Consider the following 12,312-nt stretch of genomic DNA (forward strand, 5'->3'; position numbering starts at 1 on the left):
TTTCCCGTATTAACTTGAAGTAAGTTCCTCACTTCAAGACTTGGAAATTTCACTTTATTTATGAAGGATTATAGATAGAAGCTCCGAGAGTATCATCTTCAGAAGCGGTTTTTTCGTTGTCTTGGTTCATATCTTCAATCATACACTGACATTTTTCATATAAGGCAGTCATTGGACAATAGCGTAAGAATCCTTCTCCAATTTTCATGGCCGCAATCATAGCAACCATAAAATAAGAATCTCTCCATGGACGTTTGACCATTTTTGCAGTCGCCCATGATAACAAGGTAAAACCTATGGTAATACGCATAAGAGCATTTAGTATTCCGATATTCGGTCTAACTTTCATCATGTAAAACAGACTCCTTTAACAAAGAATTTACATTAAAATTTTAAAACTTTAATGTGTTAAATAACAAAATATGTTAGTATTAAAATAAAGCTAATACGAAAGCGTTTGCATGAGAAAATTAAAAATTAGGAGGGATGTTCATGCTGGAACAGCGATACAGATGGAAAAATAAACATCTGCGTGAGCATATTTCCGTCTTGGATGGAGTAAGGTCACCTCATATTTTATTAAAAAATGCCACTTACCTGAATCAAGTGTTAAGAAAATGGATGAAAGCGAACATATGGATTTATGATGACCGCATCGTGTATGTTGGAGAAAAAACTCCAGAACAACTAGATGGTTGTGAAATTGTTGATTGCAGTGGTCAATATCTTGTCCCCGGCTATATAGAGCCTCATGTTCATCCATTTCAATTATATAATCCCCACACTTTTTCTCGTTATGCATCTTTAACTGGAACAACAACGCTGATTAATGACAATATGGTCGTTTTTTTACAATTAGAAAAAAAGAAAGCGTTTTCTTTGTTGAAGGAACTGAGAAATTTACCAGTGACGATGTATTGGTGGTGTCGATTTGATCCGCAAACGGAGATTTTAAACGAGGAAAGTGTATTTTCTCATTCTAATATAAAGGCTTGGCTTGAGCATGATGCGGTATTGCAGGGAGGAGAGCTGACAGGCTGGCCTAAGCTGCTAGCTGGAGATGACCTCATGCTCCATTGGATTCAAGAAGCAAAGCGGATGAGAAAACAAATAGAAGGGCATTTTCCAGGAGCATCAGAGAAAACGCTTGCGAAAATGATGCTGCTTGGTGCGGATTGTGACCACGAAGCTATGACAGGCGAGGAAGTATACAATCGCCTGATGCAGGGCTATACCGTTTCATTGCGGCACTCTTCCATTCGTCCTGATTTACCGAAGCTTGTAAAAGAGATACAGGAATTAGGGATTGAATGTTTCGATAAAATGTTTGTTAATACGGATGGATCAACTCCTGCTTTTTATAAAGATGGGATCATGGACCGTCTTATTAGAATTTGCATAGAAGGTGGCATACCAGTAATCGATGCTTATAATATGGCATCTATTAATATTGCAAGGTATTACAATATCGAACATTTGCATGGAAACATTGCTACAGGAAGAGTGGCGAATATTAACTTTCTGAGTGACATCCAAAACCCAACTCCGGTATCTGTCATGTCGAAGGGAAAATGGATTAAGAAAGATGAGGAAATTTCGCCTGATGACTCGCATATTTCATGGACTGATTTTGGTTTTGAGCCATTGAAAATAGATTGGAATCTTGAAAGTGATGATTTGCAATTTTCTATGCCTTTTGGAATGGAAATGATCAATGAAGTGATTATTAAGCCTTACTCCGTTTCTACAGATGTTTCCTATGATGAGTTGTCTTTTGAACACGATGAATGCTTTTTTATGTTGATTGACAGAAACGGGAAATGGAGAATCAATACAATCATCAAGGGGTTTGCAGACAAGCTCTGCGGATTTGCGAGTTCTTTTTCAAACACAGGCGATATTGTTCTAATCGGAAAAAGAAAAGAAGATATGCTGTTAGCTTTTAATCGGTTAAAAGAAATAGGCGGAGGGATTGTAACAACAGAAAATGGAAAAGTCATTCATGAAATTCCGCTTGTACTAAAAGGTCTAATGTCTGATAAACCGGTAGAAGAGCTGATAAAAGAAGAAGCACAGTTAAAGCAGCTCCTTAAGGACCGCGGTTATGGATTTTCAGATCCCATTTATTCGTTACTTTTCTTTTCATCTACTCATCTTCCTTATATTCGCATCACTCCGCAAGGAATGTATGATGTCATGAATAAGGTAGTACTCTTTCCATCAATAATGCGTTAAAATATAAAAGTAAGGGGAAATGAGGTATGAAATTAAAAATAATGACTTCATGCTTGATGGTTTCAGCTTTACTGTTGGTGGGCTGTACGAAAAAGGATGAAGTAAAACAGGACCCAATTAAGGAAGACAAGGTTGAACAAAAAGTTACAACTTCTGTTGAATTAAAACATATTTTTCCATTAACGGGTGTGGGTACAAATGAAAATGTAGACCAAAGAGCTATAGCTGTTATGGTAAACAATCATCCGAAAGCAAGACCTCAATCCGGCCTTCAAAAAGCTGATATCGTGTATGAAATATTAGCTGAAGGAGATGTTACTCGATTTTTAGCTGTTTTTCAAAGTGAATTTCCAGAAAGAGTAGGACCTGTAAGAAGTGCAAGGGACTATTATATGGAACTTGCAAAAGGTCTGGATTCTATTTATATTAATCATGGTCATAGTCCCGATGCAAAAGCATTGCTGGATAAGGGGTACGTGGATGCCTTAGATGGAATGGAATACGATGGTATTTTGTTCAAACGCGATAAGGAAAGGAAGGCTCCGCATAATTCGTATATTTCATTTGAAAAAATTGAAAAAGGAGCAAAGGATAACGGCTTTAAATGGGATACCCCTCCAAAGGAATTTACTTTCTTATCAGATAAAGAAATAGAGACTATTCAGGGAGCTAGCGGAACTTTTACAACCATCAATTATGGATCGCCATCTTTTGAAATAGAGTATGAATACGACGCTACTATTGGAAAATATAAAAGGCATTCTAAAAATCAGCAAACCATTGATCATGATACAAATGAACCTGTGTTGCTAGATAATATTTTCATCATTGAAGCAAGTCATAAAGTAAAGGATACCGCTGGTCGCAGAGATATTGACCTTCATTCAGGAGGGAAAGCCATATTGCTTCAAAAAGGAAAATGGAATGAGATCCAATGGGAAAATCGAGAGGGGATCATTACTCCTGTTAAAGATGGAAAAGTAGTGGGGCTTGTACCTGGGAAAACATGGGTGAATGTAATTCCTAGTAAGCCAGGCCTCTCTAAAATGGTTTCGATTGGTGATGACCTATAATATTTTAGTAAAAGGAGTTTATATATGCAAATTGATAAGCTTAGAGGAAAAGAATTGGATCAGCTGTTTAAAGCTATTCTTTCTTTAAAAGATTTGGAAGAATGCTACCGGTTTTTTGATGATTTGTGCACGGTAAATGAGATTCAATCTTTAGCACAGCGACTTGAAGTAGCTCGCATGCTGCAAGAAGGAAAGACCTATCACAAAATTGAAACAGAAACCGGTGCAAGCACAGCCACCATCTCCCGAGTGAAACGTTGCTTAAACTATGGCAATGACGCATATAAAATGGCTCTTGATAGAATTAAAGAAGAAGAATAGAAAAATTCGACAGGTATCAGCCTGTCGATTTTTTTATTATTATAGATAGAGTGTACAAAAAGTATATTTCACGTACATTTAGACTGATAGAAAGCGCAGTTAGAAGGTTTATCGGTCGTCAGGAGCCAGATATCGGTCGTCATTCGAATATATCGGTCGTCAGGAGCCAGATATCGGTCGTCATCTCGATATATCGGTCGTCAGCGGCAAAATATCGGTCGTTAGCGGCAAAATATCGGTCGTTAGCGGCAAAATATCGGCCATTCATAGATCAGTTGAACCAATCGGCCTTTTGGACTGTTATCTGCCCTAAAAACTTCTTCCATTTCTTAGGACTGCTGCCTGTTAATGCGGGACAATATCCTAAATGATATAATGGTGGAATGGGATATAGAATGGAGGTTTTTCTATGTATGACTTTCGCGAGTGGAGACATGTGTTCAAGCTCGATCCAAATAAAGAAATTAGTGAGGATGCGTTAGAGAAAATTTGTGAGTCAGGCACGGATGCCATCATTGTCGGTGGAACGGATGGAGTGACGCTTGAAGGTGTTTTGGATTTGATGGCTAGAATAAGAAGATATACAGTTCCGTGTGTATTGGAGGTTTCTTCTGTTGAAACGGTTACACCGGGCTTTGATTTATATTTCATTCCTACTGTGCTGAACAGCTCTGATGCAAAATGGATTGTTGGTCTTCATCATGAAGCAGTGAAAGAATACGGAGATATCATGAACTGGGATGAAATTTTCGTTGAAGGATATTGCATTCTAAACGAAGATTGCAAAGCAGCGCAGGTAACGAAAGCCAATACGGACTTAGATGCAGAGGATGTAGCTGCCTATGCGATGATGGCTGAAAAAATGCTGAACCTTCCAATCTTTTATCTAGAGTACAGTGGAAGGTATGGAGATCCGGAAGTTGTAAGACAAGTGAAAGAAAAGCTGAACAAGACTACATTGTTTTATGGCGGCGGTATTTCGAATGCTGAGCAGGCAAAACAAATGGCTTCTTATGCGGATGTTGTGGTTGTAGGCAATATCATTTACGAGAATCTAGAAGCCGCCCTCCAAACGGTTCAGGCGATAAAAGAGATAGAATAAAGCGAGTAAGTGTAATATAATAGATAGAACAAATGTTCGAATTGGTGGTGAAATATGAATATGCAATTTTTATCAGAACGTTTATTAAGCGGCTTAAATCCTCAGCAGCAAAAGGCTGTGAAAACGACGGACGGACCTCTATTAATTATGGCAGGTGCCGGTAGTGGAAAGACACGCGTTTTGACACATCGTATCGCCTATTTAATGGTAGAAAAAGAAGTAGCGCCGTGGAATATCCTTGCCATTACCTTTACAAACAAAGCGGCTCGTGAAATGAAAGAACGTATTCAAGCATTAATGGGCGGAGCTGCAGATGAGATATGGATTTCCACTTTCCATTCCATGTGTGTAAGAATTTTAAGAAGAGATATAGACAGAATTGGTATAAACCGTAATTTTTCCATCTTGGATACAACGGATCAGCAATCTGTCATTAAGCAGATTTTGAAGGATAAAAACATCGATCCGAAAAAATTTGATTACCGTTCCATATTGGCAACGATCAGCTCAGCAAAAAACGAATTGATCGATGCGGATGAATACGAAAAAACGGCAGGCGGATACTACGAGCAGGTAGTAGCTGACGTTTACAAGGAATATCAAAAGAGGCTATTAAAAAATCAGTCATTGGATTTCGATGACTTAATCATGACGACGATCCATCTTTTTACCCGTGTTCCTGAAGTGCTGGAGTATTATCAGCGCAAGTTTCAGTACATCCATGTCGATGAGTATCAAGATACAAACCGTGCTCAGTATATGCTGGTTAAGCTGTTAGCAGCTCGTTTCAAGAATCTTTGTGTCGTCGGGGATTCCGATCAATCGATTTATCGCTGGCGTGGGGCGGATATCGGAAACATTCTTTCCTTTGAAAAAGACTATCCAAACGCTAATGTTATTCTTCTTGAGCAAAATTATCGCTCTACAAAAAGAATTCTACAAGCAGCCAATGCAGTGATTGCCAATAATGTAAACAGAAAGCCGAAAAATCTTTGGACGGAGAATTCTGAAGGCAATAAAATTGTCTATTACCAAGCAGATAACGAGCAAGGGGAAGCCCAGTTTGTAGCAGGAAAAATTCTGGAGCTTACGAAAAAAGGCAGATCTTTAAAGGATTTTGCCATTCTATACAGAACGAATGCCCAGTCCCGTGTAATGGAGGAAGTGTTGCTGAAATCTAATATCCAATACACGATTGTCGGGGGCATCAAATTCTATGACAGAAAAGAAATTAAGGACATACTTGCGTATTTGCGCTTGATTGCCAATCCAGATGACGATATTAGCTTGCGCCGTATTATTAATGTTCCTAAGCGTGGTATTGGCTCGTCTTCTTTAGATAAAATCGCCAATTTCGCTCTTATGCAGGATACTTCTATTTTCAAAGCACTTGAGGACATCGACCTAATAGGCCTTAGTCCAAAAATTACGAAGGCTGTTAAAGAATTTAGAGACTTAATCAAAGGGTATGAGCAAATGCAGGAGTATTTATCCGTCACAGAACTGGTAGAAGAAGTTTTAGAGAAGACGGGTTATATGGAAATGCTGAAAGAAGAGAAATCTTTGGAAGCGCAAAGCAGGATTGAAAACTTAGAGGAATTTTTATCTGTTACGAAAAATTTTGAAGAAAATAATGAAGATAAAAGCTTAGTGGCTTTCCTGACAGACTTGGCGCTTGTTGCGGACATTGATTCTCTCGATGAGGAAGGTACTCCGCAGGATGCTGTGACACTCATGACACTTCATTCAGCAAAAGGGTTGGAGTTTCCGGTTGTTTTTCTCCTTGGACTTGAGGAAGGTGTATTCCCTCATAGCCGTTCATTAATGGATGAAGAAGAGATGGAGGAAGAACGCCGCTTAGCTTATGTAGGGATTACCCGTGCAGAAGAAGAGCTGTATATTACGAACGCTCAAATGCGTACTCTATTTGGCCGCACCAATTTTAACCAAGTGTCCCGTTTTATCTCTGAAATTCCCGAAGAGTTATTGGAAGATGTAGGCGCCGAAAGGAAAAAGAACATGCCAAGCTTTATGTCTGGTTCAAGAGGCGCATCAACCTTAGGCACGCCTCAATCCATTCGACGACAAGCTGAGATTCGCTCGGTTTCAGCTCCAGTTAGCACAGGAGGAGACGAAATTGCATGGAATGTCGGAGATAAAGCAGAGCATAAAAAATGGGGAATTGGAACGGTAGTTAGCGTGAAAGGCGAAGGAGAGGGCAAGGAATTAGATATTGCATTTCCTAGTCCTATTGGCATTAAGCGATTGCTCGCTAAGTTTGCGCCAATCCAAAAAGTTTAACGGAAATTGTAGAAAGGGTTGTTACGTATGGATGCAACGTCTGCTCAAAAGCGAATAATCGAGCTGCAAAACCTTTTAAATCAATATAATTATGAATATCATATTTTAGACAAGCCATCTGTTCCGGATTCCGAATATGATCAGTTATTACGTGAGTTAATACAGCTTGAAGAGCAATATCCGGAAATGAAAACGCCAGATTCTCCTACTCAGCGAGTTGGCGGTGCTGTGCTTGAAATGTTTGAAAAAGTAGAGCATCGCACGCCGATGTTAAGCCTTAGTAACGCGTTTAACGAAGAGGATTTGCGCGATTTCGACCGGAGAGTTCGCCAAGCTGTTGGAAACGATGTTTCATATGTTTGCGAATTAAAAATTGATGGTTTAGCAGTGTCACTGCGTTATGAAGAGGGATTATTTGTACAGGGTGCCACTCGTGGAGACGGTACAGTAGGGGAGGATATTACCGCTAATTTAAAAACGATCAAGTCTATTCCTTTACGAATAAAGAAGCCTCTCACAATCGAAGTGCGCGGCGAGGCTTTTATGCCCAAAAAATCTTTTGAGGCTCTCAATAAAATAAAAGAAGAACGTGGAGAAGAACCCTTTGCAAACCCGCGTAATGCAGCAGCAGGTTCCTTGCGTCAGCTAGATCCACGTATCGCCGCTTCCCGCAATTTGGATGTCTTTTTATACGGTATAGCTGACCCTGGAGAAACAGGTATTCAATCCCATAGTGAAGGGCTTGATTTACTGGATGAATTAGGCTTTAAAACCAATAAAGAACGGAAAAAATGTGCTACAATTGAAGAGGTTTTAGAGTATATTGAAGGATGGGTAGAAAAGCGTCCGAATCTTCCTTACGATATAGATGGCATTGTAATCAAGGTTGATTCCCTCTCCCAGCAGGCAGAGCTTGGGACAACCGCAAAAAGCCCTCGTTGGGCGATCGCTTATAAGTTTCCGGCTGAGGAAGTCGTTACAAAGCTTCTCGATATCGAACTGAATGTGGGCAGAACAGGTGTCATTACTCCGACAGCGGTTTTAGATCCGGTAAGGGTTGCAGGTACAACAGTGAGCAGGGCTTCCCTTCACAATGAAGACCTTATCCGTGAAAAGGATATTAAAATTGGCGACTTCGTTGTAGTGAAAAAAGCGGGAGACATTATTCCTGAGGTAGTCAATGTTCTTCCTGATCGCCGAACCGGTGAGGAAAAGGACTTTATGATGCCAACACACTGCCCAGAATGTCATAGTGATTTAATCAGGTTGGAAGGAGAAGTAGCTCTTCGCTGTATAAACCCTAAATGTCCTGCGCAAATCCGTGAGGGACTCATCCACTTTGTTTCGCGGAATGCAATGAATATTGAGGGGCTCGGCGAAAAAGTAATCAGTCAGCTTTTTCATGAAAAATTAATTGAGGATGTTGCGGATTTGTACAAGCTGACTCGTGAGCAGCTTTTAAACCTTGAACGGATGGGGGAAAAATCCGTCAATAACCTCTTGAATGCTATTGAAGCTTCCAAGCAAAATTCTTTAGAAAAACTTCTTTTTGGACTTGGAATTCGCCATGTTGGTGCGAAGGCAGCTAAAACGCTCGCTCAAGAGTTTGGAACGATGGAAGCACTGCGAAATGCTACCTACGAACAATTAACGGCAATCAACGAAATCGGTGAAAAAATGGCAGATTCCATTGTTACATTTTTTGAACAGCCGGAGGTTCAAGAGCTTTTGGCTGAGCTGGAATCGTTTGGAGTCAATATGGAATATAAAGGACCAAAGCCGGTATCAGCTGAGGAGTCCAATTCAATTTTTGCCGGAAAAACGATTGTTTTGACTGGTAAGCTTGAGAATATGTCTCGAAGCGAAGCTAAGGAAAAAATTGAAGCATTGGGTGGGAATGTAGCTGGTAGTGTAAGTAAAAAAACAGACCTGGTGATTGCAGGAGAAGACGCAGGCTCAAAGCTAAAAAAAGCCCAAGAGTTAGGCATAGAGGTTTGGAACGAGGAGAGATTGGTCGAAGAATTAAAGAAATAAGAGGTGTAACGCATGAAAAAAATTTCTTTGATCGGAATGACCTTATTGCTGCTTCTTTCAGGTTGTGCTCCGCAATTTGATAAGCAGGAGGAAGTCGTGCAAAAAACGGAAAAATCGAAAGAGAAGGCGATTATTCCGAAATATAAAATATCCGATCAATACTACCGGACGATTTTACCCTTTGAACCAAGCGAATCCCGCGGTTTAGTAGTATCCAATTTAAACACTCGCTACGATGTGAACGAAATGGAAATGGGATTGATGCGTATCGCCCAGCAAAATTTCGATGCGGAAAAATATTTATTTAAAGAAGGACAATACTTGGATTCGAAAACGACTAGAAGCTGGCTTAATCGTAAATACACGGCAGCACAGCTAAAGGATAAGAAAATGAAGGAATCTGAAAACCTCGGACTCAACCCAGTTGACACAGGCAAAGGGGATATTCACAAACGGAACAAAGAAAATCCTATTTATCTGTCTCACATTTTGGAGCATAATTATATGGTCAAAAATGGCGAGGAATCCGTTGCGTTGGGCGGTGTTGTCATAGGATTGGCATTAAACTCTGTCCATTATTACCAAAAGGAAGAATTCGGTGCTGTCTACGATACGAAAATTCCTCATGATGAAATGGAAAGGGAAGGAAAGAAGATTGCTCAAGAGGTACTAGTACGTCTTCGTAAAATGGACGATTTAAAGGATGTTCCGATTACAATCGCTCTTTACGAACAAGCACCTCGCTCTTCCGTTGTTCCTGGTCACTTTTTCGCTTATACCAATGTTGGAAAAGGGTCAACACAAATCCGTGATTGGGAAAAGGTAAATGAAGAATACGTCCTGTTCCCTTCAACTGAAGCAGAGGAAAAGCATCGCGATGACGTTACATTTTTCAAGAACTTTAAGCAGGACGTCGAAAAATATTTTCCAAATTACAACGGTGTTGTAGGTCGTGCCTATTATGTGGATGATCAGCTGCAAGATGTAAATATTACAATCCCTATTCAATTTTATGGGAAATCCGAGGCAATCGGCTTTACTCAATATGTGACGGGACTTGTGATGGAACACTTCCCGGATTACATCTCGGTACAGGTTTCTGTTACATCCGTGTACGGACCAGAGGCTTTAATCGTAAGGAAGCCAGATCAAAAAGAACCGTTTGTCCATATTTATCAGTAGAAAAAAATACCCTTAATCGGCTATCAGACCGGTTAGGGTATTTTTTCTTTTGTCCTGCATACCGGGCAGTAGGACCCCCACTTATAGACTTAGATGAATCAATGAAGTACTATGTGGGTGTCAACTGCCCGTAAAAGCCCGATAATAAGAACCACAGACTAAAACCGCCACGTCGTGTGGCAACGTCTGTGTGACCCACATCCTGTGGGCCTCAGGCTAATCAGTAGGGGATAAAGACCCCCACTGATGGAAGTGTCATTTTATGTTGAAAATTCTGAATTTAAATCGTTTACACAGTGCTATTTGAATGCGTGAGTATAATCAGTTAGAATGATAGATGAATATGACATAGGAGGGGTTGGAGTTGGTACAGGCATACAAGCATGAACCATTTACAAATTTTTCAGAAGAAAGCAACAAAAAAGCCTATTTAGAAGGTTTGAAATTAGTAGAATCCTATCTTGGCCAAGACTACGATCTTGTCATTGGCGGAGAGCGTATTTCTACAGAAGATAAAATTGTTTCAATCAACCCGGCAAACAAAGAGGAAGTAATTGGTCGCGTATCGAAAGCGAACCGTGAGCTTGCTGAAAAAGCGATGCAGGTTGCGGACGAAACGTTTAAAACGTGGAGAAAAGTGAAGCCGGAATCCCGTGCTGACATTTTGTTCCGTGCAGCTGCGATTATTCGCCGCCGCAAGCATGAGTTCTCTGCCCTTTTAACGAAGGAAGCAGGTAAGCCTTGGAACGAAGCAGATGCAGATACTGCAGAAGCAATTGATTTCTTAGAGTACTATGCTCGTCAAATGCTGAAGCTAAAAGACGGTGTTCCGGTAGAAAGCCGTCCTGGCGAATACAACCAATATAACTACATTCCACTTGGAGTAGGCATTATCATCTCTCCTTGGAACTTCCCGTTTGCGATCATGGCAGGTACAACAGTAGCGGCTATCGTAACAGGAAACACGGTTCTATTAAAACCAGCTTCTACAACACCAATTATTGCCGCTAAATTTGTTGAAGTGATGGAGGAAGCAGGTCTTCCTGCCGGCGTTCTAAACTTCGTACCTGGCAGCGGGGCTGAGGTCGGAGATTACTTAGTCGATCACCCTCGCACTCGATTCATCTCCTTCACTGGATCTCGTGATGTGGGCATTCGCATTTACGAGCGTGCTGCGAAAGTAAACGAAGGCCAAATCTGGCTAAAACGAGTGATCGCAGAAATGGGCGGTAAAGATACCATCGTTGTAGATAGCGATGCAGATTTAGAATTAGCCGCTCAATCGATCGTGAAATCCGCGTTCGGCTTCTCTGGTCAAAAATGCTCTGCATGTTCTCGTGCGGTGATCGTAGAAGATGTGTACGATCAAGTGCTGGCTCGCGCAGTTGAATTAACGAAAGAATTAACAGTGGGCGATCCGACTGATCCAACTACCTTCATGGGTCCAGTAATCGACAACGCAGCCTTCAAGAAAATCATGGAGTACGTTGAAATCGGTAAGCAAGAAGGTAGATTGATGACAGGCGGAGAGGGAGACAACTCCAAAGGCTTCTTCATCCAGCCAACGATCATTGCCGATGTCGATCCGAAAGCACGCATCATGCAGGAAGAAATCTTCGGACCTGTGGTCGCATTCGCAAAGGCAAAGGACTTCGATCATGCGATTGAAATTGCCAACAACACAGAATACGGCTTAACAGGCGCTGTTATTACAAACAACCGTGCACACATTGAAAAAGCACGTGAAGACTTCCATGTTGGGAACCTATACTTTAACAGAGGATGTACAGGCGCGATCGTTGGATACCAGCCATTCGGCGGCTTCAACATGTCCGGAACAGACTCAAAAGCAGGCGGCCCTGACTACCTCGTACTTCACATGCAAGCAAAAACAACGTCTGAAATGTTTTAATAAAAATGAAGGAAATCGAGTAGGAGGGGGTGACTAACCCCCGACCTCTCACACCACCGTACGTACCGTTCGGTATACGGCGGTTCAATTAAGTATGACGTAGAGTCTGATACCTTTCAGTTAGACTTCTTAACCCTCGGTGACTCCAATAG

Annotated in this window: 10 protein-coding genes; 9 read left to right on the forward strand and 1 reads right to left on the reverse strand. The window is 41.0% G+C overall.

From position 1 onward, the window contains the following. Window positions 1-58: 58 nt before the first annotated feature. Window positions 59-352 (reverse strand): YgaP family membrane protein, encoded by a 294-nt coding sequence (locus tag GD441_RS14810; protein WP_420849709.1) that lies wholly within the window; start codon window positions 350-352, stop codon window positions 59-61. A gap of 140 nt (window positions 353-492) precedes the next feature. Between GD441_RS14810 and GD441_RS14815 the strand changes: the two genes are divergently transcribed. The 9 genes from GD441_RS14815 to pruA all read left to right on the forward strand — a co-directional run bounded on the left by GD441_RS14815 (window position 493) and on the right by pruA (window position 12,160). Beyond that, window positions 493-2,235, forward strand: coding sequence for an adenine deaminase C-terminal domain-containing protein (locus tag GD441_RS14815; RefSeq protein WP_153127208.1), 1,743 nt, complete (start codon window positions 493-495; stop codon window positions 2,233-2,235). A 26-nt stretch (window positions 2,236-2,261) separates the two neighbouring features. Further along, on the forward strand, window positions 2,262-3,308 hold the full coding sequence (locus GD441_RS14820; protein ID WP_153127209.1) for a DUF3048 domain-containing protein: 1,047 nt from the start codon (window positions 2,262-2,264) through the stop codon (window positions 3,306-3,308). Between the two features lie 24 nt (window positions 3,309-3,332). Further along, window positions 3,333-3,629 (forward strand): YerC/YecD family TrpR-related protein, encoded by a 297-nt coding sequence (locus GD441_RS14825; RefSeq protein ID WP_153127210.1) that lies wholly within the window; start codon window positions 3,333-3,335, stop codon window positions 3,627-3,629. 50 nt (window positions 3,630-3,679) lie between these two features. Then, entirely contained in the window at window positions 3,680-4,000 is a 321-nt protein-coding gene (locus GD441_RS14830; protein WP_153127211.1) for a hypothetical protein, read from the forward strand. Window positions 4,001-4,038: 38 nt separating this feature from the next. Then, entirely contained in the window at window positions 4,039-4,731 is a 693-nt protein-coding gene (gene pcrB / locus GD441_RS14835) for a heptaprenylglyceryl phosphate synthase (protein WP_153127212.1), read from the forward strand. Between the two features lie 60 nt (window positions 4,732-4,791). Continuing rightward, a complete protein-coding gene (gene pcrA / locus GD441_RS14840; protein ID WP_153127217.1) occupies window positions 4,792-7,032 on the forward strand; it encodes a DNA helicase PcrA in 2,241 nt (746 codons plus the stop codon). 27 nt (window positions 7,033-7,059) lie between these two features. Further along, complete coding sequence (ligA, locus tag GD441_RS14845) at window positions 7,060-9,066, forward strand: NAD-dependent DNA ligase LigA (protein WP_153127213.1); 2,007 nt, start codon at window positions 7,060-7,062, stop codon at window positions 9,064-9,066. Window positions 9,067-9,078: 12 nt separating this feature from the next. Beyond that, a complete protein-coding gene (locus tag GD441_RS14850) occupies window positions 9,079-10,248 on the forward strand; it encodes a CamS family sex pheromone protein (protein ID WP_153127214.1) in 1,170 nt (389 codons plus the stop codon). A 364-nt stretch (window positions 10,249-10,612) separates the two neighbouring features. Continuing rightward, on the forward strand, window positions 10,613-12,160 hold the full coding sequence (gene pruA, locus GD441_RS14855) for an L-glutamate gamma-semialdehyde dehydrogenase (protein ID WP_153126563.1): 1,548 nt from the start codon (window positions 10,613-10,615) through the stop codon (window positions 12,158-12,160). Window positions 12,161-12,312 lie beyond the last annotated feature (152 nt).

Source organism: Peribacillus tepidiphilus, assembly GCF_009466385.1.
GTDB classification, from domain to species: Bacteria; Bacillota; Bacilli; order Bacillales; family DSM-1321; genus Bacillus_BN; species Bacillus_BN tepidiphilus.